Origin of the sequence: Angustibacter sp. Root456, from assembly GCF_001426435.1 — a bacterium.
Lineage (GTDB): Bacteria > Actinomycetota > Actinomycetes > Actinomycetales > Angustibacteraceae > Angustibacter.
Map to the genome: position 1 here is coordinate 170,213 of NZ_LMER01000020.1, position 19,830 is coordinate 190,042.

The 19,830-nt window shown below is 73.1% G+C and carries 20 protein-coding genes and 1 tRNA gene; 12 read left to right on the forward strand and 9 right to left on the reverse strand.

The genetic code is table 11. The annotated features are described in order from the left end of the window. Nucleotides 1-4 precede the first annotated feature (4 nt). Nucleotides 5-1,963: a bifunctional diguanylate cyclase/phosphodiesterase gene (locus tag ASD06_RS15525; RefSeq protein WP_056679710.1), complete on the forward strand. Its 1,959-nt coding sequence runs from the start codon at nt 5-7 to the stop codon at nt 1,961-1,963. Beyond that, nucleotides 1,960-2,868, forward strand: coding sequence for an ABC transporter substrate-binding protein (locus ASD06_RS15530; protein WP_056679713.1), 909 nt, complete (start codon nt 1,960-1,962; stop codon nt 2,866-2,868). The genes ASD06_RS15525 and ASD06_RS15530 overlap by 4 nt, the downstream gene beginning before the upstream one ends. Here ASD06_RS15530 and ASD06_RS15535 read toward each other — a convergent pair. Next, nucleotides 2,852-3,646: an MBL fold metallo-hydrolase gene (locus ASD06_RS15535; protein WP_056679716.1), complete on the reverse strand. Its 795-nt coding sequence runs from the start codon at nt 3,644-3,646 to the stop codon at nt 2,852-2,854. The genes ASD06_RS15530 and ASD06_RS15535 overlap by 17 nt on opposite strands. Next, nucleotides 3,643-4,620 (reverse strand): hypothetical protein, encoded by a 978-nt coding sequence (locus ASD06_RS15540; RefSeq protein WP_235502368.1) that lies wholly within the window; start codon nt 4,618-4,620, stop codon nt 3,643-3,645. The genes ASD06_RS15535 and ASD06_RS15540 overlap by 4 nt, the downstream gene beginning before the upstream one ends. A 33-nt stretch (nt 4,621-4,653) precedes the next feature. Between ASD06_RS15540 and ASD06_RS15545 the strand changes: the two genes are divergently transcribed. Next, nucleotides 4,654-5,334, forward strand: coding sequence for a MerR family transcriptional regulator (locus ASD06_RS15545; protein ID WP_056679722.1), 681 nt, complete (start codon nt 4,654-4,656; stop codon nt 5,332-5,334). On the opposite strand, the gene ASD06_RS15550 is transcribed toward ASD06_RS15545, so the two are convergent. Together ASD06_RS15550 and ASD06_RS18985 are read right to left on the reverse strand one after the other, a co-directional pair. Next, the gene (locus ASD06_RS15550) at nt 5,315-5,785 is read right to left on the reverse strand and encodes a RidA family protein (protein ID WP_157371803.1); all 471 of its coding nucleotides are present in this window, start codon (nt 5,783-5,785) and stop codon (nt 5,315-5,317) included. The genes ASD06_RS15545 and ASD06_RS15550 overlap by 20 nt on opposite strands. 14 nt (nt 5,786-5,799) lie before the next feature. After that, a complete protein-coding gene (locus ASD06_RS18985) occupies nt 5,800-5,949 on the reverse strand; it encodes a DUF4177 domain-containing protein (RefSeq protein ID WP_157371755.1) in 150 nt (49 codons plus the stop codon). 131 nt (nt 5,950-6,080) lie between these two features. Here ASD06_RS18985 and ASD06_RS15555 point away from each other — a divergent pair, with 131 nt between their 5' ends. The 3 genes from ASD06_RS15555 to ASD06_RS15565 are packed head-to-tail and all read left to right on the forward strand — an operon-like array spanning nt 6,081 to nt 9,089. Beyond that, nucleotides 6,081-6,890 carry a S9 family peptidase gene (locus tag ASD06_RS15555; RefSeq protein WP_056679727.1) on the forward strand — a complete coding sequence of 270 codons (810 nt, stop codon included), beginning with the start codon at nt 6,081-6,083 and terminating at the stop codon, nt 6,888-6,890. Nucleotides 6,891-6,900: 10 nt separating this feature from the next. After that, entirely contained in the window at nt 6,901-7,914 is a 1,014-nt protein-coding gene (locus ASD06_RS15560; RefSeq protein ID WP_056679730.1) for an ArsA-related P-loop ATPase, read from the forward strand. After that, nucleotides 7,911-9,089, forward strand: a complete 1,179-nt coding sequence (locus ASD06_RS15565) for an ArsA family ATPase (RefSeq protein WP_056679734.1) — start codon at nt 7,911-7,913, stop codon at nt 9,087-9,089. Before ASD06_RS15560 ends, ASD06_RS15565 begins: the two co-directional genes overlap by 4 nt. A 97-nt stretch (nt 9,090-9,186) precedes the next feature. Here the strand turns inward: ASD06_RS15565 and ASD06_RS15570 are convergent, their stop codons facing one another. Beyond that, nucleotides 9,187-9,507: a WhiB family transcriptional regulator gene (locus ASD06_RS15570; RefSeq protein WP_056681082.1), complete on the reverse strand. Its 321-nt coding sequence runs from the start codon at nt 9,505-9,507 to the stop codon at nt 9,187-9,189. A 304-nt stretch (nt 9,508-9,811) separates the two neighbouring features. On the opposite strand from ASD06_RS15570, the gene ASD06_RS15575 reads away from it, so the two are divergent. Continuing rightward, entirely contained in the window at nt 9,812-12,235 is a 2,424-nt protein-coding gene (locus tag ASD06_RS15575) for a transglycosylase domain-containing protein (RefSeq protein WP_056679738.1), read from the forward strand. Nucleotides 12,236-12,245: 10 nt separating this feature from the next. Here ASD06_RS15575 and ASD06_RS15580 read toward each other — a convergent pair whose 3' ends face one another. Beyond that, the gene (locus ASD06_RS15580; protein WP_056679740.1) at nt 12,246-12,701 is read right to left on the reverse strand and encodes a GatB/YqeY domain-containing protein; all 456 of its coding nucleotides are present in this window, start codon (nt 12,699-12,701) and stop codon (nt 12,246-12,248) included. 39 nt (nt 12,702-12,740) lie between these two features. Between ASD06_RS15580 and ASD06_RS15585 the strand changes: the two genes are divergently transcribed. Together ASD06_RS15585 and ASD06_RS15590 are read left to right on the forward strand one after the other, a co-directional pair. Continuing rightward, nucleotides 12,741-13,670, forward strand: a complete 930-nt coding sequence (locus tag ASD06_RS15585; RefSeq protein WP_056679743.1) for a metallophosphoesterase — start codon at nt 12,741-12,743, stop codon at nt 13,668-13,670. A 247-nt stretch (nt 13,671-13,917) separates the two neighbouring features. Beyond that, nucleotides 13,918-13,994: transfer RNA gene (locus ASD06_RS15590), tRNA-Pro, on the forward strand. 60 nt (nt 13,995-14,054) lie between these two features. On the opposite strand, the gene ASD06_RS19190 is transcribed toward ASD06_RS15590, so the two are convergent. Further along, nucleotides 14,055-14,246, reverse strand: coding sequence for a hypothetical protein (locus ASD06_RS19190; protein ID WP_162248092.1), 192 nt, complete (start codon nt 14,244-14,246; stop codon nt 14,055-14,057). A gap of 245 nt (nt 14,247-14,491) precedes the next feature. Here ASD06_RS19190 and ASD06_RS15600 point away from each other — a divergent pair, with 245 nt between their 5' ends. Together ASD06_RS15600 and ASD06_RS15605 are read left to right on the forward strand one after the other, a co-directional pair. Next, complete coding sequence (locus ASD06_RS15600; RefSeq protein WP_056679749.1) at nt 14,492-15,409, forward strand: hypothetical protein; 918 nt, start codon at nt 14,492-14,494, stop codon at nt 15,407-15,409. Between the two features lie 47 nt (nt 15,410-15,456). Beyond that, nucleotides 15,457-17,268, forward strand: coding sequence for a prolyl oligopeptidase family serine peptidase (locus ASD06_RS15605; RefSeq protein WP_056679752.1), 1,812 nt, complete (start codon nt 15,457-15,459; stop codon nt 17,266-17,268). Here the strand turns inward: ASD06_RS15605 and ASD06_RS15610 are convergent. Further along, complete coding sequence (locus ASD06_RS15610) at nt 17,198-18,241, reverse strand: DUF2157 domain-containing protein (RefSeq protein WP_056679755.1); 1,044 nt, start codon at nt 18,239-18,241, stop codon at nt 17,198-17,200. The two genes, ASD06_RS15605 and ASD06_RS15610, sit on opposite strands and share 71 nt — an antisense overlap. Nucleotides 18,242-18,312: 71 nt before the next feature. On the opposite strand from ASD06_RS15610, the gene ASD06_RS15615 reads away from it, so the two are divergent. Next, nucleotides 18,313-19,374, forward strand: a complete 1,062-nt coding sequence (locus tag ASD06_RS15615; protein WP_200942251.1) for a 5'-3' exonuclease H3TH domain-containing protein — start codon at nt 18,313-18,315, stop codon at nt 19,372-19,374. Between the two features lie 15 nt (nt 19,375-19,389). Here ASD06_RS15615 and ASD06_RS15620 read toward each other — a convergent pair whose 3' ends face one another. After that, a complete protein-coding gene (locus ASD06_RS15620; protein ID WP_056679758.1) occupies nt 19,390-19,806 on the reverse strand; it encodes a VOC family protein in 417 nt (138 codons plus the stop codon). Nucleotides 19,807-19,830 lie beyond the last annotated feature (24 nt).

A 19,830-nucleotide genomic window follows, 5' to 3' on the forward strand; every position in this document is an offset into this window, starting at 1 on the left:
CGGCATGACCTCACGCAGCAGACGACGCACCGGCTCGCGCCTGTTCGTCGTCTACGCTGCCGCGAGCCTCGTGCCGGTGGCGGTGCTCGGCGCCGTCCTGCTGCGCGGGTACCACGACCAGGCCCTCGAGCGCGGGCGCGAGCAGGGCCGGGCGCAGGCCGCCGTCATCGACGAGATGGCGATCGGACCCGCCCTCACCGGCGCCGACCTCGCCACCGGGCTGAGCGACACCGAGCTCGAGCGGCTGCGTTCGGCCACCGACCTCGCGCTCTTCCACGGCTCGGTCGTGCGGCTGCGGCTGCGCAGCTTCGGCGGCGCAGTCGCGTTCTCCGACGACGGCAGCGTGCTCGGCGCCGTCTCACCCACTGACCCGGCGTTCCGGACGGCCGCCGCCGGCGGCACCGACGTCCAGATCGTCGACGACCCTCAGCAGGCACCCGGCGCCACCGTGCGCGTGCTGCAGCCCGTGATCGCCGCCGCGAGCGGCCAGGCGATCGGCGTGCTCGAGGTGTACCTGCCCTACGACGCGATCGCCGCCAAGGTGCAGGCCGAGACGCGCCGGGCCATCTGGCACCTGGGCCTGAGCCTGCTCGCACTGTATGCGGTGCTCGCGCTCATCTCGTGGTGGACGACGCGCGCGCTGCGGCGCCACGCCGCCGCTCACGAGCACCAGGCGCTGCACGACCCGCTCACCGGGCTCGCCAACCGCGAGCTGTTCCGCCGCGTCGCCGGCGACGCGGTGCAGGACGGGCAACGCGGCGAGGGTGGCGCGCTCGTGCTGGTCGACCTCGACCACTTCAAGGAGGTCAACGACACCCTCGGCCACCACGCCGGTGACGAGCTGCTGAAGGTGGTGGCCCAGCGCCTGCACGGCGCCCTGCGCACCGACGACACGGTCGCGCGCCTGGGCGGTGACGAGTTCGGCATCGTGCTGCCCCGAGCCACCGACCGCACCGGCACGGTGGCGCTGCTCGCCCGGGTGCGCAGTCAGCTGGCCGAGGAGATCGTCATCCACGGCGTGCGGCTGAGCGTCGAGGCCAGCTTCGGCGTCTGCTTCTACCCCGACGACGCGCAGAGCCTCGAGGAGCTGCTGCAGCACGCCGACGCCGCGATGTACCAGGGCAAGAACGGCACCACCGGGGTGGTGGTCTACGAGCCCGCGGGCGAGCACCATCCCACGCACTCCCTCGTGGTGCAGCAGGAGCTGCGCTTGGCCCTGGAGCGCGACGAGCTGGTGCTGCACTACCAGCCGAAGCTCGATCTCGGCAGCGGCGAGGTGCACGGCGTGGAGGCGCTCGTGCGCTGGGAGCACCCTGAGCGCGGGCTGTTGCAGCCCGGTCAGTTCCTGCCGGTGGCCGAGCGCTCCGAGCTCATCGAGCCGCTCACGGTGTGGGTGCTGCGCCGGGCGCTGGCCGACCACGCGCGCTGGACGGCGCAGGGCGTCGCCTGGACCGTCGCGGTCAACGTCTCGGCTCGCAACCTGGGCTCGCTGGACTTCGCGCGCACCGTCGCGGCCCTGCTCGAGGAGACTGGCACGCCGCCCGAGCAGCTGCACCTGGAGGTCACCGAGACGGCGCTGGCCTTCGACCCCGAGACGGCGGCAGCGGTGGTCAGCGAGCTCGCCCGGCAGGGCATCCAGATCTCGGTCGACGACTTCGGCATCGGGTTCACGAGCCTGTCGCAGCTGCGCACGCTCACCGTCGCCGAGGTGAAGATCGACCGCACGTTCGTCGCCGGGCTCTCCGGCAGCGAGCAGGACCGCGCCATCGTCGGCTCGGTCATCGGTCTCGGGCACAGCCTCGGCTGCACCGTGACCGCCGAGGGCGTCGAGACCGAGGACGTCGCCCGCTGGTTGTCGGACGCCGGGTGCGACCGCGCGCAGGGTTACCTGTGGATGCGCCCGGCTCCCTGGACGGAGGTCGTCTCCGCGTTCTCCGCCGCACACGAGAGGTCCCTGACATGACGCACCACCGCTCCGCTCGGGCCGCACTGCTGGCCGCCGTCCTCGGGTTCACCGCGCTCACCGCGAGCGCGTGCGGTGACGCGCCGTCCGCCGAGCCGGCGAAGTCGGCCGGGCCGACGGTGTCGGTCGACCGCGCGCTGCACGACCGCCTGCCCGACGCGGTCAAGGCGTCCGGCGTGCTGCGGGTGGGCACCGACGCCTCCTACGCACCCATGTCGTTCTTCGCTCCCGACGGGCGCACGATCGTCGGCATCGAGCCCGATCTGGCGCAGCAGATCGGGGCGGTGCTGGGCGTGCGCCTGGAGTTCCGGAACGTCGACTTCACCGAGCTGCTGCCGCACGTCGCCGACGGCTCGCTGGACGTCGCGATCTCGGCGGTGACCGACACCCCCGAGCGCGAGCAGGAGGTCGACTTCGTCAACTACTTCAACGCCGGGACGTCGATCGTCGTCCAGCGCGGCAACCCCGACGGCGTCACCGACCTGAAGGACCTGTGCGGCAAGGTCGTCGCGGTGGAGGACGGCACCACCCAGGTCGACCTCGTGAAGCGCAGCCAGGCCAACTGCGCCGGGCAGCCCATCCGGATCAAGACCTTCCCCACCAACTCCGACGCGCTGGTGCAGCTGCGCACCGGCCGCGCGGTCGCGGTGCTCAACGACTACCCACCCGCGAGCTACCTCACGAGCGACGTGCGCACCAAGGCCCACTACCAGCTGGCGTCGACGGCGCAGTACGAGCCCGGCCTCTACGGCATCGCGGTGTCGAAGCGCGAGCAAGGGCTGCGCGACGCGCTGCAGGGAGCACTCGAGACGCTGCTCGACACGGGGGCGTACCAGCAGGTGATGGACCACTGGAACGTCGCCAGCGGTGAGGTGCGCGAGGTGGCGGTCAACTCGGGTCGCTGAGGTAGTCCAGCTGGGCGCGCACCGACAGCTCGGCCGCGGGCCACAGCGAGCGGTCGACGTCGGCGTACACCACCTCGACCACGCGCCGCGCGGTGGTCGCCCCCCCGGCCACCGCGGCGCGCACCTGCTCGAGCCGCTGGCCGCGGTGGGCGAGGTAGCGGTCGATGACGGTGGTGGCGTCATCGAGCGCCGGCCCGTGGCCGGGCAGCACCGTCCCGATGCGTCCGTCGCGTGCGAGCGAACCCAAGCGCCGCAACGACTCCAGGTAGTCGGCGAGCCGCCCGTCCGGGTGGGCCACCACGGTGGTGCCCCGCCCCAGCACCGTGTCGCCGGTGAGCACGGCCGCGTCGGCCGGGAGGAGGAACGACAGCGAGTCGGACGTGTGCCCGGGCGTGGCCACCACCTCGAGCGCCAGGCCGTCGACGTCGAGCTGCTGGCCCTGCGCCAGACCCTCAGAACCCAGGCGCTGCAACGGATCCAGCGCGAGCACGGGCGCGCCGGTGAGCTCGTGGAACCGCCGGGCGCCGCCACTGTGGTCGAGGTGGCCGTGGGTCAGCAGCGTCATCGCGACGACGGCCCCGGCCTCCCGGACGACGCCCAGCACCGCCTCCAGGTGCGCCGGGTCGTCCGGGCCGGGGTCGACGACCACCGCCCGCTGGGCGCCCGGCTCGAGCAGCACCCAGGTGTTGGTGCCGTCGAGCGTCATCGGCGAGGGGTTGGGCGCGAGCACGCAACGAGCCCGCCGGCCCACGGCTCCGCCGGGCCAGGCAGCGGTCACGGCGCGTCCTCGATGCCCGACGCCGGCCCGGGCTCTCCGCCGCCTCGGCCGTCGAGGTCGATGCGCACGCCGAGTCCGTCCGGACGCCGCACCAGCCAGGGCATGAGCAACCGCGGCTCGCGAGGTTGGGCCAGCACGTCGGCGATCTCACCGCAGGCCGCGACCTCCTCGAGCGTCACGAGCGTGGGCGGCAGCATGGCCAGGCGGCCCGTGCGACCCCCCTCGGCCGCCTCGCGCACCGGCAACCAGGTCGAGTGGTCGGCCTCGCCGCTCACGTGCCGCGCCACCTGCCCGTGCGGCAGGGCCGCGACGAAGAACCACGTGTCGTAGCGGCGCGGCTCGAACACCGGTGTGCACCAGTGGCTCCACGCGCTGAGCAGCTCGGTGCGCAGCTGCAGGCCACGCCGTTCGAGCAGCTCCGAGAGGGCGAGCGAGCGGTCGAGCAGCGCCAAGCGGTCGGCTTCCCAGGAGTCGTCGCTGACGTCGCGCACGACCTCACCGCCGGCCGGGCCGGCGAGCAGCACACCGCACTCCTCGAACAGCTCGCGGACCGCCGCGCACACCAGCCCCGACGCCTCGGGCGCCGGCACGCGCAACCGCCGCGCCCACTCGGTCAGGCTCGGCCCGCCCCACGCGACGTCGTCGTCGCAGTCGCGCGGGTCGACCCCGCCACCGGGAAACACGTGCATGTGCGCCGCGAAGGCCATGGACGACGTCCGGCGCAGGACGAACGCCTCCGGCCCGCCGCCCGGACCGCCGCCCGGACCGCCGCCCGGCCCGCCGCTCGGACCGCCGCCCGGACCGCCGCCCGGACCGCCGCCCGGCCCGCCGTCCGGACCGCCGCCCGAGCCGCCGTCTCGCAGCAAGATCACCGTCGAGGCACGCCGTGGCTGCGCAGGATCTCCCGCTTGGCGCTGGCTAAACGTCGTAGCGTGGTCGAGCAACCGCGGGTTCAGCGGGAATTCACGCAGCATGCCGCGATCGTAGGCTCACGAGAGGAACGAACGGTGCGACGGGAGTACACCCTCGCCGAGGTGGCCGCCGCAGTCGGCATGACCGAGCGGAACGTGCGCGCCTACCGATCGCGCGGGCTGATCCGGCCGCCGCGCATGCGCGGCCGGGTCGGCTACTACTCGCAGGAGCACCTCGCGCAGCTCCGGCTGATCCAGGCCCTGCTGGGCCGCGGCCTGAGTCTGTCGGTGATCGCCCAGCTGGTCGACCGCGGCGTCGCCCACACCGAGCTGGCGCGTCTGGTGCGCGAGGAGCTCCCGCCGGGTGGCGAGGTGCCGGTGTCGAGCGCGACGGTCGAGGTGCTCGAGGGCGCCGAACCCGGCCTGCTCGGGCGCCTCGCCGACTTCGGACTGGGGCGGCGCACCGACGACGGCTTCGCCGCCGACCCCTCGTACCTGGCGATGTCGAACCTGCTCGTGGCCATGGGGTTGCCGCACCTCGACGTCGCGCGCGTCAGCGAGCGCACGGCTCAGTGCGCACACACCCTGGCCGAGCGGCTGCCGTCCCTCGAGCTCGACCCGCCCGCGCCCGACGCCCCCGCGGACGACGACCCGCCGCCCAGCGCCGCTGACGTGCGGGCGTGCGCGGTGGAGCTGGCTTCGACGGCGTTCCGGCTCGCGCTCTCCGCCGCCCTGGAGCGGCGCGACGCGGCCAGGATCAGCGAACCCGAACCGTGATCTCGACCTCGACCGGCGCGTCCAGGGGCAGCACCGCGACGCCCACAGCGCTGCGCGCGTGGATGCCCGCGTCGCCGAAGGCCTGACCCAGCAGCTCGCTGGCGCCGTTGACGACGCCAGGCTGGCCGGTGAAGCCCGGCTCGCTGGCCACGAAACCGACGACCTTCACGACGCGCTCGACCTGGTCGAGGTCACCGACCACCGACTTCACGGCGGCGAGGGCGTTGAGGGCGCAGGTGCGCGCGAGCTCCTTGGCGTCGTCCGGGCTGACGCAGCCGGCCGCGTCGCCGACCTTGCCTGTCGCGGCGAGCGAGCCGCCCACCATGGGCAGCTGCCCGGAGGTCCACACCAGGTCGCCGTCGCGGACGGCGGGCACGTACACCGCGACGGGCGGTGCGACGTCCGGCACGCTGAGGCCCAGCTCGGCGAGGCGCTGCTCGACCTGACCCACGGCGTCCCCCATGCTCACTTCTCCCGCTTCAGGTAGGCGACCAGGTTGCCGGCGTCGCCGGTGACGACCTGCACGAGCTCCCAGCCGTCCTCGCCCCACTGGTCGAGGATCTGCTTGGTCGCGTGCACGATGAGCGGAACCGTCGCGTACTCCCACTTGGCCATGGCTGGCATCCTGCCGCACCCGGCCGCACGCCCACCACCGGGGTGCGCTGGCGTGCATGATCACGCCAGAAGGGGCCGCCTACCTCGGGCGTGATCATGCACGGCAGCGCACGTCAGGCGAGGATGGCAGCGTGAGCAACCCCCGCGACGTCCTCGACCGCCCGGCACCGCCGCCCGACGCCACGGTCTGGTACGGCCGGCTGCCCGTGCACGTGGCCGACGTCCGCTGGCCGACGAACCCCTCGGACGACGCCGCGCCGCTCGTGGTGGTCGTGCACGGTGGCTTCTGGCGCGCCGAGTTCGACCGCCATCACACCGGCCCGCAGTGCGCCGGTCTGGCCGACGCCGGGTACGCCGTCGCCGCCATCGAGTACCGCCGCACCGGCATGGACGGCGGTGGCTTCCCCGGCACCCTCGAGGACGTCGCGACTGCCGTCGAGCGCGTGCCCGGGCTGGTCGCCGAGGCCGCCGAGCACGCCGGCGTCGCCGTCGACACCGCGCGCACCGTGCTGCTGGGCCACAGCGCGGGCGGCCACCTGGTGGCCTGGGCCGCCACCCAGGCCACCACGGCAGCCACCGGGGCGATCAGCCTCGGCGGCGTGCTCGACCTCGCCCAAGCGGCAGCCCTCGGGCTCGACCCCGGTGAGGGCGGCTCGGCGGTCGAGGCGCTGCTCGGCGGCGGGCCCGCCGACGTGCCCGAGCTGTACGCCGCGTGCGACCCCACCGCGCTCGGCCGACCGCTGATCCCGGTGACCGCGCTGCACGGCGCTGACGACGACGTCGTGCCGCCAGCGCTCTCGCTCACCTACGCCGACCGCACCGGCCAACCGGTCGTCGTCCTGCCCGCGATCGAGCACTTCGGCCTGATCGACCCGCAGTCGCCGGCGTGGCCCGTGGTGCTGCAGCACCTTGCCCACGCGACCGGCCGTACCGGTCGGTAGCCTCCTCACCATGGCGACCACGGCTCGGGCGGCGAGCGCCGGCCGCGACCGCGACTGGGAGGGCGTGCGCCTGCACGTCGTCACCGGCAAGGGCGGCACCGGCAAGACGACCGTCGCCGCCGCGCTCGCGCTCGCGCTCGCGACCGACGGCCAGCGGGTGCTGCTCACCGAGGTCGAGGACCGCCAGGGCATCGCCCAGCTGCTCGACGTCCCGCAGCTGGGGTACGACGAGCACCGGGTCGCGACGGCGCCTGGCGGCGGTGAGGTCTTCGGGCTCTCGGTGGAGCCCAAGGCGGCGCTGCTGGAGTACCTGCAGATGTTCTACAAGCTGGGCCGCGCGGGCGGGTTGCTCGAGCGCTTCGGCGCCATCGACTTCGCCACCACCATCGCCCCGGGTGTGCGCGACGTGCTGCTCACCGGCAAGGTCTACGAGGCCGTCCGCCGCCGGGCGCACGGGCGTCCGGTCTACGACGCCGTCGTGCTCGACGCTCCGCCCACCGGCCGCATCACCCGGTTCCTCGGCGTCAACAACGAGGTCGCCGGGCTCGCGCGCGTGGGGCCGATCCGCGGCCAGGCGGACTCCATCACGACGCTGCTGCGCTCGCCCCAGACCGCAGTGCACCTGGTGACGCTGCTCGAGGAGATGCCGGTGCAGGAGACCGTCGACGGCGTCGCCGCGCTGCACGAGGCGGGACTGCCCGTGGGTGGGATCGTCGTCAACCTCGTGCGCGACCCGGTGCTGTCCGGCCGTCGGCTCACCGCGGCGGCCAAGGGACGCCTCGACGCCGCCGAGGTGGCAGGCGGGCTCGCGGACGCCGGCCTGCCCCACACCGACACCGCCGTGCGCGCCCTGCTCTCCGAGGCCGAGGAGCACGCCCAGCGCGTCGCGCTGCAGCAGCGCGAGCGGGGCGAGATCGACGCGCTCGACCGGCCCGTCTACGAGCTGCCCGCCCTCGCCGAAGCCATCGACCTCAGCGCGCTGTGCCGACTCGGTGACGTCCTGCGCGAGCAGGGGATGGCATGAGCCCGCGCCGTAGCCACGAGGTGCCGCCGCTCAGCCCACCCGCCCTCGACGTCGACGCCCTGCTGCGCGACCCGGCCACCCGGATCGTGGTGTGCTGCGGCTCCGGCGGCGTGGGCAAGACGACCACCGCCGCGGCCCTCGGCCTGCGCGCGGCCGAGCAGGGCCGCAAGGTCGTCGTGCTCACGATCGACCCCGCCCGCCGGCTGGCGCAGAGCATGGGGCTGGTCGAGCTCGACAACACCCCGCGCGCGGTGAAGGGCGTCGACCAGGCGGCGGGCGGCCGGCTCGACGCCATGATGCTCGACATGAAGCGCACCTTCGACGAGATCGTCGAGGCGCACTCCTCGCCCGAGAAGGCCCAGCAGATCCTGGCCAACCCCTTCTACCAGGCGCTGTCGAGCTCGTTCGCGGGCACGCAGGAGTACATGGCCATGGAGAAGCTCGGCCAGCTGCGCCGCCAGGCCGACCGCGAGGGCACGTGGGACCTCGTCATCGTCGACACCCCGCCGTCTCGCTCGGCCCTGGACTTCCTCGACGCGCCGCAGCGCCTCGGTTCGTTCCTCGACGGGCGGTTCATCCGCCTGCTCGCGGCGCCGGCCAAGGCCGGTGGTCGGGCGTACCTCAAGGCGTTCAGTGCCGGCGTCAACGTGGTGACCAACACGCTCACCAAGGTGCTCGGAGCGCAGGTGCTACGCGACGTGCAGACCTTCGTGGCGGCGCTGGACACGATGTTCGGTGGGTTCCGCGAGCGGGCCGACGCGACGTACCGCCTGCTGCAGGCGGACGGCACCGCGTTCGTCGTGGTCGCCGCCCCCGAGCGCGACGCGCTGCGCGAGGCCGCCTACTTCGTCGAGCGGCTCGACCGCGACCGCATGCCGCTCGCGGGCCTCGTGCTCAACCGCGTGCACGACGCCGACCACGTCGACATCTCGGCCGAGCGGGCGCTCGCTGCCGCCGAGACGCTCGCCGAGCGCAAGGAGCACCCGCTCACGCAAGCGCTGCTGCGCCTGCACGCTGACCGCGTCCGCGTCGCCGAGCGCGAGCAGGCGATCGCTGACCACTTCACCGCCGCGCACCGCGAGGTGCCGGTACGCCGGGTGCGGGCCTGCGCGCAGGACGTGCACGACCTGCCCGGCCTGCGCCAGATCGGCGCCGACCTCGCCGGCGACGCCTGACCCCCACCGCCCCAACCGTGCACCTTGTACACAACGTGCACGGTTCCACCGCTCCAGGCGTGCACGTCGGATCCGAAGTGCCCGCCGAGGGGCCGCCTCAGATGGCGATGGCTCCGTCGTCCGTGGCCGTGCGCTGGTGGTCGGTGCGGGCGGCCTCGAGCAGGCGCCGCCATGACGTCACGTTGGGCCGCTTCTTCAGCAGGGCCCGGCGCTCACGCTCGGTCATGCCGCCCCACACACCGAACTCGGTGCGGTTGTCGAGGGCGTCGGCCAGGCACTCGGTGCGCACGACGCACCCCATGCAGACCGCCTTGGCACGGTTCTGCTCCGCGCCCTGGACGAACAGGTCGTCCGGATCCCCCTGGCTGCACGACCCCCGCGTCGCCCAGTCCTGGTCCCACCCTGCGTTGCTCGCCATGGTGCTCATCGGCGGTCTCCACCCTTGAAAATCGTCGGGCGACCCGGCACCGGCTGTGCGACGACGCCACCCTTTCCCCGCTACAGACGGTAGGGAGTGAGAGGGGGTGGCGACCATGACCCGTTCCGGCCATTCCTGGCCCACCGGTGACTAGTCACAGGGCGTGACCTTCGTCCCGATCGGGTTCGTCCCAAGGCGTGACTGGCCGCCTTGTCAGGTCCGCGGGTTACCCTGAGGAGTCCCACGCGCACGGATCGCGCAGCGACCAGGGCCGTTCGAGGTCCGTCACAGCGGAGGAGCACGGATGACGAGGCAGGCCGACGACCGCGGAAGCGGGATAGTCAGCATCCTCACCCTCCTCTCGGCCCTCATCGGCACGGCCGTGGTGGCTGGGCTGGTCGGGGCCGGGTTGTTCATGCCGGCGGTGGGTGCGGCCGGTGCCACGGCCCGCACCGGCGTCGACTTCTTCGACGCGCTGCCGGCCGAGCTCGAGCAGAGCCCGCTCGCGCAGCAGTCGCGCATCCTCGATGCCGACGGCCACGTGATCGCGACGTTCTACAACGAGAACCGCGTCGTGGTGCCGCTGAAGAAGATCGCGCCGATCATGCGCGAGGCGCAGATCGCGATCGAGGACACCCGCTTCCGCGAGCACGGCGGCATCGACCCCAAGGGCGTGCTGCGTGCCGCGCTCAACAACGCCTCCGGTGACTCCACGCAGGGCGCGTCGACGCTCACCCAGCAGTACGTGAAGCTCACGCTGCAGGAGAACGCGATCTACGCCGGCGACGAGGAGGCCGCCAAGGCCGCCGTCGACAAGAACCTCGCCCGCAAGATCCAGGAGATGAAGTACGCGGTCGCGCTCGAGAAGAAGATGAGCAAGGACCAGATCCTCGAGGGCTACCTCAACATCGCGTACTACGGCGACGGCGCCTACGGCGTCGAGACGGCGGCCCGCCACTTCTTCTCCACCACCGCCGCCAAGCTGACGCTGCCGCAGGCGGCGCTGCTGGCCGGGCTCGTGCAGCAGCCGGGCGCGTTCGATCCCCGCCGCAATCCCAAGTCCGCCCTGAACCGCCGCAACGTCGTGCTCGCGCGCATGCTGCAGACCGGCAAGATCACGCAGAAGCAGCACGACGCCGCGGTGAAGACCAAGCTGGGCCTGAAGATCAAGCCGGCCGGCAACGGCTGCGACGGGTCGCGCTACCCCTTCTTCTGCAACTACGTGTACCGCCAGGTGCTCACCAACAAGGCGTTCGGCGCCACCGAGCAGGCGCGCCGCACGCTGGTGTTCCGCGGCGGCCTCACCATCCAGACCACGCTCGACCCGAAGATGCAGGCCGCTGCCGAGAAGGCCGTGGCCAAGAAGGTGGCCGCGCGCAACAAGAGCAACGTGGCAGCGGCGATCTCCGTGGTCGAGCCGGGCACGGGGGCCGTGCGCGCCATGGCCCAGAGCCGTCCGTACGGCCGCAACCCCAAGAAGGGCCAGACGGTCGTCAACTACAACGTCGACAACGTCTACGGCGGCGGCAACGGCTTCCAGACCGGTTCGACCTTCAAGGCGTTCACGCTCGCGGCCGCACTGTCGGAGGGCAAGTCGCTCAACAGCACCTTGAACGCGCCGGTCAGCGGGCACGTCTTCAAGAAGGACGACTTCCAGCTCAACGGCAGCTGCCCTGACCTGCGCACGCCGGTCTACCCCGTGAGCAACAGCGAGGGCAACGAGCACGGCACCCGCACCCTCCTGGAGTTCACCGCCAAGTCGGTCAACACCGCCTTCGTCAAGCTCGAGGGCGAGGTCGGCCTGTGCAAGGTGCTGGCCGTCGCCGACAACCTCGGCATGCACCTGGCGGCGCCGTCCAAGAAGGATCGCGCCGACGGCAAGATGAGCACCGCCCTTCGGCCCTACGAGTCGCTCACGCTCGGCATCGAGCCGGTGGCGCCTCTCACCATGGCCGCGGCGTACGCCACGTTCGCCGCTGACGGCCTGTACTGCCCGCCGGTGTCCATCACCGCCGTGACGGCGCTGGGCGGCAAGAAGATCAAGCTGCCCGAGCAGCAGTGCGACCAGGCCCTCGACCAGAACGTCGCCCGCGGTGTCACGCAGGCCCTCGAGAAGGTCATCACGAGCGGCACCGCCCGCGGCAACGGCATCGGGCGCCCGGCAGCCGGTAAGACGGGTACGACCAACGGGTCCACCGACCTGTGGTTCGCGGGCTACGTGCCGCAGCTCGCCGCGGCCGTCTGGTTCGGGCACCCCGACAAGACGAAGCAGATGAAGGGCATCGACACCGGCAAGGCCAAGTACCCGCGCCAGATGTACGGCGCGACGTTGTCTGCACCGCTGTGGGCTGACTTCATGGAGTCCGCCACCAAGGGCATGCCGCGCGAGAACTTCGGCAACCCCAGTGACAAGATTCTGTACGGAGACAAGGTCAGCGTGCCGAGCACGACGGGCCAGTCGATCGCCGATGCGACCAAGACGCTCGAGGACGCGGGTTTCTCGGTGTCGGTGGGCTCGCCGCAGAGCTCGAACATCGCCCAGGGCCTGGTCGCCGCCACCAACCCGTCGCCGGGCTCGCGGGTGCGTGCCGGAAGCTCGGTCACCATCTACCCGAGCAGCGGCCCGGCCCCGGCGCCGCAGCCCACGACGACGGCGCCCGCACCGACGCCCACCCCACCCCCGCCTCCTGGCAAGACGAAGCCACCCAAGAAGCCGAAGAGCGGGTAGGCCGCGAGGCCTACTGCGCGAGCTGGCGGCGCACCTCGGCGGCCACGCGCCCACCCTCGGCGCGGCCAGCGACGGCGGCCGATGCCGCCTTCATGACCTGCCCCATGGCCTTCATGCCCTCGGCGCCGGTGTCGCGGATGGCGGCGCTCACCAGCTCGGCCAGCGCGGCGTCGTCCAGCTGCGCCGGCAGGTAGCCCTCGATCACGGCCATCTCAGCGCGCTCGCGGTCGGCCCGCTCCGGGCGCCCGCCGTCCGCGAACGCCGTGGCCGCCTCGCGGCGCTTCTTGGCCTCGCGCCGCAGCACGGCCTGGACGTCGTCGTCGCTGAGCTCGCGCGCGACGTCCCCGGCGACCTCCTCGTTCGTGATGGCTGTGAGCACCATGCGCAGCGTGGCGACGCGCACCTCGTCCTGCTCGCGGATCGCGGTGGTGAGGTCGTCGCGCAGCGTCTGCTTGAGGGTGCTCATGGATCGCGAGTCTGTCAGGCCCTGGCACGATGGACCACCATGAGGCCTGCACGCACCATCGCCGCACTCGGGGGCCTCGGCGGCCTCGGCCTCGCGTTCGTCGCAGGGTGCGTCGTCGAGAGCCGCGCCTACACCCTGCGCCGCTTCGAGCTCCCGGTGCTCCCCGCGGGGACGCCCACGCTGAGGGTGCTGCACCTGTCGGACCTGCACCTCACCGACCGCCAGCGCCTGGAGCGGGAGTGGGTCCGCGGCCTGGCCGCGCTCGAGCCCGACCTGGTCGTCGACACCGGCGACAACCTCGCGCACCTCGACGCGGTGCCGAACGTCCTGCGCGCCCTCGAGCCACTGCTGGAGCGCCCGGGCGCCTTCGTGCTGGGTTCGAACGACTACTTCGCGCCCAAGCCGAAGAACCCCGCTCGCTACCTGCTGCCCGATGGCGGCAGGCGGCGCATCGCCGGCCGCCGCCTGCCCACCGACCGGCTCGTCGAAGGCCTGACCGCGCAGGGTTGGCTCGATCTCACCAACACCCGCGGGCAGCTGCGCGTCGCCGGCGTCGACCTGTCGTTCGTGGGGGTCGACGACCCGCACCTCGGGTACGACCGGTTTCCCGCGCCGGACCACACCGCACCTGCCGCCCTGGCGATCGGTGTCAGCCACGCGCCGTACACGCGGGTGCTCGACGCCATGGTGCGCGACGGCGCCTCGCTGCTGCTCGCCGGGCACACGCACGGCGGCCAGCTGCGCCTGCCCGGCTACGGCACGATCGTCACCAACTGCGACCTCGACCGGCACCGCGCGCGCGGCGTCAGCCGCTGGTGGGACGGCGCCGCCCACCAGCCGCCGCAGGCGCCCCCGCCGCCGGATGCCGCGTGGCTGCACGTGAGCGCGGGCCTCGGCACCTCGCCGTACACCCCGGTGCGCTTCAACTGCCGCCCCGAGGCCAGCCTGCTCACCCTCACCGCCCCCTGACCCTTCCCGCCATCGCTTTGCGCCACCCAGGCCGCTTTGCGCGGCCAGGGAGCGGTCTGGTTGGCGCAGGCACCACGGGCTTGCGCTACTCAGGCCGGATGTGGCGGCGCCAAACCGGCCCGGACGGCGGAAGGCGGGCTGAGTGGCGGGAGGGGGTGGGTGCCGGGGGATCCGGTTTCAGACTTGCGGCTGGCCTCGGCTACGATGGCGTGGCTTCGCCGTCCGCAGGGACGGCGGCGAGCAGCCACGGGGTGTGGCGCAGCTTGGTAGCGCGCTTCGTTCGGGACGAAGAGGCCGCAGGTTCAAATCCTGTCACCCCGACCAATGTGATGTCTCAGGACATCCCGGACGCCCGAACCTGCAGGATGCAGGTTCGGGCGTTCGTCATTTCTGGGTTCGGGGTTGGTAGTCCCTGGTGGTGTCGATGGTGAGCTCGCGGAGGGGCTCGCGGGCGCGGGTCGACGCGGCTTCGCCGTCGGCCGGTAGGGCCATCAGCCGGCTGACCGTGGCCTCGGAGACCCGGTAGGTCCTGGCGGCCTCGGCCTGGCTCAGGCCCTGGCTGATGACGGCGGTCATGACCAGCCTCGCTCTCGACACGTGCGAGCATGACCGACCACGCCCTTGCAGATGTCGTGAGACGTCCTGAGCCAGGACACCGTTACCCCGACCAACCAGACGTTCGACCATCGCGCCGGTTGCCGCTGATGCGCCTGCTGCCTGCCAGGTCTCGTTCACTCGTCCACGGGACCTGCGGCCCTGTCGCGGGCTGGACGCACGAGAGCAGGGTGTCGACGACCAGTTCGACACCGAGGGGGTTCGACATGTTCCGCACTGCGCTCAGGTCGGTGGCCGTAGCGGCCGCGATCATCGGACTCGCTCCCCTGGGCGCCGCAGCCGGCGTGCCGGGCGGCCCGAACGGCCCCGGGCCCCTCGTCCGGTTCGCACCAGGTTCCTTCCCCGAGTCCATGGCCCTGTCCGGGGGCAGCGAGCTGGTCACCCTCGGCTTCGCCGGTGAGCTGGTGCGGGTGACGGGCAGCCAGGTGAGCAGCGTCGCCACCGTCGACCTCGAGGGCACCTCGCTGCTCACGGGCGTCGTCGTTCGCGGCGGGTACGCCTACGTCGCGCGGGCTCCCTTCGCCGGCGGGCCGTCCTACCTCTACCGCGTGCCGGTGACCGCCTCGGACGTCGCGCCGCAGCCCTGGGTGACGTTGTCCGACGACGGCGGGTTCCCCAACGGGCTGGCCGCCCGTGGCGGTCGCATCTACGTCGCCGACTCCGCTGCCGGCGTGATCCGCACGGTGTCGACGGACACCGGCACGGTCGCCACCTGGTGCGCGGACGACCTGCTGAAGCCCGGCCATTACGGCTTCGGCGTCAACGGCATCACGTTCGGCCCGGACGGCGCCCTGTACGGCGTGGTGTCGGACTTCGGCCGCGTCGTGCGCATCACCACGACCGCGACCGGATGCACCGTCACGGCGGTCGTCGAGCAGCAGCAGCTCGCCAGCGCCGACGGCGTCTCCTTCGGCCCGGACGGCGGCCTGTACGTCACCGTCAACCGCAGCAACCGCCTGTGGCGCGTCGACCTCACGACGCGGCGGCTCACCGACCTGGCCGGTCGTTCGGACGGCCTGTCGTACCCGACCCAGGTGCTCTTCCCGGACGCCGACACCATGCTCGTGACCAACGGCGCGCTGTCCGGCGGTGTCCCTGACCTCCTCGCGTTCGGCTTGCACTGAGGCATCCGGCCACCGGCCGGTCTGGCTGGCGTGGCAGGCTCTCGGCCATGACCGACCTGCCCGCCTGGGAGGCGCGCTTTCGCGCCCGCCGCCTCGGCCTGCCCGACTTCGCCCGCGACCGCGACGAGCGCACCGTCGCCGTCGCCACCACGGACGACGGCACGATCGAGCTGCACTGGTGGACCGTCGGCGCCGACGGCCTGATCCAGGCCACCGACCGCCCCGAGGGCACCAGCGACGGCACGCTCGACCCCACCGGCGAGCAGCTGTGGTGGTTCGACGACCGCAAGGGTGACGAGAAGGGCGTGTGGCGCCGCCAGCCGTACGGCTCCGCGCCCGGCAGCCACACCACCGCCACGAGCCTGCCCGCCGCCTACAGCAGCGGCCTGGCGCTCGGAGTCCGCACGGCCGTCGTCGGCAGCACGGACGACGGCTACGGCGTCCGCGTGCACGTCGTCGACCCGGACGCCGGCCCCGACGCACCCGCGCGCCTGCTCTACGAGCACGAGGAGGAGGCGTACGTCGGCGACCTGTCGCGCGACGAGTCGCTCGTCGTCCTGGCCCACAGCGAGCACGGCGACTCGCGCCACCCCGCCCTGCGGGTGCTGCGCGTCGACGACGCCTCGACGGTCGCCGAGCTGTGGGACGGCGAGGGCAAGGGCCTGCACCCCGCCGCCTTCTCCCCCGTCGCCGGCGACCAGCGTCTGCTGGTGGTGCACGAGCGCGACGGCGTCCCCGCGCTGCTGGTCTGGGACCCGCTCACGGGCGCCGAGACGCCACTGGCCATCGACGCCCCCGGCGAGGTCGAGGACGCCGAGTGGTGGTCGGACGCCACCGCCGTCGTCGTCGCCGTGTCGCACGAAGCCCGCACCCGGCTCGTGCGTGTCGACCTCGAAACCCTTGCGACGCAGCCGTTCGGGCCGACCACCGGCACGGTCACGTCCGCCACCGTGCGCGACGACGGCAGCATCTGGGCCACCTGGTCGTCCGCCGCGAGCCCGTCGTCCGTGCGCGTGCTGCACCCTGACCGCGCCGACGAGGGCGAGCTGCTGCTGGCCCCGCCCGGGCCGGCGGCGCCGCCGTCCGTCGCGGTCGAGGACGTCTGGGTCGAGGGCCGCGGCGGCCGCATCCACGCCCTGCTGCGCCGTCCGGCCGACGCCGCGCCCGGCCCCCTCCCGCTGGTGGTCGAGGTGCACGGTGGACCGACGCACCACGACATCGACGCCTTCATGGCCTACCCCAGCGCCTGGGTCGACCACGGCTTCGCCGTCGTGCAGGTCAACTACCGCGGCTCGACGGGCTACGGCTCGGCGTGGCGCGACGCCCTGGAGGAACGCGTCGGCCACGTCGAGCTCGAGGACGTCGTCGCCGTCCGCGACCACCTCGTCGGCACCGGCGTCGCCGACCCGCGTCGCGTCGTGCTCGCGGGCGCGTCCTGGGGCGGCTTCATCACGCTGCTCGGCCTCGGCACCCAGCCCGACGCCTGGGCCCTCGGGCTCGCCGGCGTCCCCGTGGCCGACTACGTCGCCGCCTACGAGGACGAGATGGAGGGCCTCAAGGCGTTCGACCGCTCGCTGTTCGGCGGCTCACCGGACGACGTCCCCGACCGCTACGCCGACTCCAGCCCGATCACCTACGTCGACCAGGTCAGCGTGCCCGTGCTGGTGCTGGCAGGCGAGAACGACCCGCGCTGCCCGATCCGCCAGATCGAGAACTACCTCGCGCGGCTGACCGAACGCGGGGTGCCGCACGAGGTCTACCGCTACGACGCCGGCCACGGCTCGCTGGTCAACGACGAGCGCGTGCGCCAGATGCGCGTCGAGCTCGACTTCGCGGCGCGACACCTGCCGCAGGGGTAGCGGCCCGGCGCGCGATCCGGACGGCGGCCAGCACCATCACGAGCCCGGTCACCAGCAGGATCACCGGCACCGCGAGCCGTCCGGGGAACCACTCCTCCACCACGCGCGGCACGAGCTCGAGCGAGCCGGCACCGGCGATCACGAGCAGCCACAGGTCGCGCCAGCGGACGGCAAGCACGACCAGGCCGGCGACGGTGGCCAAACCGAGCCACAGCCCCCAATCCGCCATCGAGGCCATGACCGCACCGAGCACGGTGACCGCCGGCCCCAGCACGGTCGCGGCGCGCCGGGGGGTGACCAGCCCGCGAGCGCCGAGCACCCACCACGCGAGACCGACCAACCCCACGGCCACGCCGAGCCCCGGGCCCTCGAGGGTGGTGAACCGCGTCAGCAGCGCGAGCACTGACGCCACGACCCCGACGACCAACCCTGCCTGCAGCAACGCTGACCGCTCGCGCCACCACAGCACCGCGAGCTGCCCGGTGACGCCGCAGGCCACCCACGACGCCACGCTCGACTCACCCCAGTGCCACCACTCGCCGGCGACCAGACCGAACGCGACGGCCAACGCGATCGCACCGGCGAGCCACAGCACCGAGCGCACGCGGGACCCCTGCCGTCCCAGCCACTGAGGAACGGCGAGCCCCGCCCCGACCAGCACCATCCACACGGCGAGCATCAGCCCGGTGCGGACGCCGCGCGAGAGCTCGTCCCAGAACTGCCCCACCAGCAGCGCGGACGCCGTGACCATGAGGACACCGCCGAGGTAGCCAAGCGCCTCCAGCACCAGGGACGTCGCGTGCTCGGACGGGTGCGGCTCGACGGCGGCCGGCGGCGTCTCCCCGCGCTCGGCCTCGCGGATCAGCTCGGCCTGGCTGCGGCTGATGTACCCGGCCGCCACCCACCGCTCGAGCAGCGCCACCTCTTCGGCGGCCGCAGACGTCGGCTGCGCGCGGTGCAGGACGTCATCCATGCGGTCATGATCACCGCCACGCCGGGAGGGCGGCAGGGCCGGAAGTCACCCCCGCGGGTTAGCGTGTGACGGTGACCTTCGCGCCGTCCGTGCCGCCCACAGCGCCGCTGCTGCTCGCGGTCGACGGCAACAGCCTGCTGCACCGCGCGCACCACGCGCACGCTTACAGCGGCCACCGCGACCCCGACGGCCGACCGGTGTGGGGCCTGCGCGGCCTGGTCACCTCGATCGCCGGTGCGGCGGCTCGACTCACGCCGGACGCCGTGGTCGTCGGCTTCGACTGCTCCGTGGCCTCGCGCCGCCGCGACGAGTACCCGGAGTACAAGGCCGGACGCCGTGAGAAGGAGCCCGAGCTCGTCGACCAGCTCGCGAGCGCACCGGGGCTGCTGCGCGAGGCCGGCTTCGCCGTCGTCCAGCACGAGGGGTGGGAGGCGGACGACGTGCTGTGCTCGTCGGCCGCGCTGGCCCGACGCTCGGGGTGGCGCTGCGCGGTGGTCACGAGCGACCGCGACTCCTTCGCGCTCATCGACGATTCCACCGCGGTGCTGCGGCTCATCACCGGAGGCATCGACGCCTCGCCGCTGCTCACACCCGCGCGGCTGCCCGCGCTGTGTGGTGTCGCGGCGGGCCAGTACCGCGACTTCGCGGCGCTGCGCGGTGACACGTCCGACAACCTGCCGGGCGCGCGGGGCATCGGCGCCAAGACGGCCGCCAAGCTGCTGGCCGCCTTCGCCGGCGTGGCCGAGGTCTACGCCGCGATCGACGCCGGCCGGGCCGGTGAGGTCGAGGCCGTCGTCGGGCGCGCCGCCACCCGCCGCCTGGCCGAGCCGGCCGCCCGCGCGAACGTCGAGCGCAACCTGCGGCTCATGGCGATGCGGCACGACCTGCCGCTACCCGACCTGATGAGCATGCGCGTGCCGATGGACGTGCCGCGGCTGCACGCCGGACTGGCCACGCGCGACATCCGGCTCGGCCCCTCCCTGTGGGCGCTCACCGGCGCGGCGCCCCCGGGCAGCGAGAGCTGGGCTTCGATCGCCGAGCAGGACGACGTGCCACCGGCTCGCCTCGTCGAGCCGGTGGTCGTGCCCGCCCAGAAGGCGCTTGAGCCGGAGCCCGAGCTCACGCTCTTCTAGGCACCGCGCACACGCTCAGGCGGCGCTGCCCGCGATGTTGACGAGCCAGGAGACGCCGAAGCGATCGACGCACATGCCGAAGGCGTCACCCCAGGGGGCCTTGTCGAGCGGCATGACGACCGTGCCGCCATCGCTGAGCCGGCCCCAGTAGCCGTGCAGCTCGCTCTCGTCGTCGCCGCTGAGCGACACCGAGTAGTTGTTGCCCGGCGTGTACGGCATGGCGTTCGGCGAGTCCGCGGCCATCAGCGTGAGGCCACCGGGGCTCACGAGCTGGGCGTGCATGATCTTGTCCTGCTCGGCGGGGTCCTGGCTCGCCTGGAAGTCGCCGAACGTCGACAGCGTGAGCTCGCCGCCGAAGACGTCGCGGTAGAACTCCATCGCCTCGCGGGTGGTGCCCTGGAAGTTGAGATACGGGTTGAGCTTCGTCGCCATGACGGTCCTTCCCTCTTCGCTGCT